Here is a 277-nt window from a genome sequence, read left to right on the forward strand (position 1 = left end):
GGTCATGCTTCGTGACGTCACCCGCCTCTATCGTCTGGAAGAGATGCGCCGCGACTTCGTGGCCAATGGCTCCCATGAGCTGCGCACGCCGCTGACGGTACTGGCCGGCGATCTCGAGACCTACTCCGATTACGCCGATGACCTGCCACCGCGCTGGCAGCGTGGACTGGGCCAGATGCAGAGACAGACCGACCGCATGCAGCACCTGGTCGAGGACCTGCTGACCCAGTCACGCCTGGAAACCGACGAGCTGTCCGACAATGGTCGCTGCATCGAC

1 protein-coding gene is annotated in these 277 nt (G+C 63.9%); it reads left to right on the top strand.

The window, feature by feature from the left end; translation table 11 throughout:
• On the top strand, positions 1-277 hold a 277-nt coding region (locus R2R70_RS19935), incomplete at both ends, for a histidine kinase dimerization/phospho-acceptor domain-containing protein (RefSeq protein ID WP_410978891.1).

The organism is Cobetia sp. SIMBA_158 (assembly GCF_046566945.1).
Taxonomy (GTDB): Bacteria; Pseudomonadota; Gammaproteobacteria; order Pseudomonadales; family Halomonadaceae; genus Cobetia; species Cobetia amphilecti.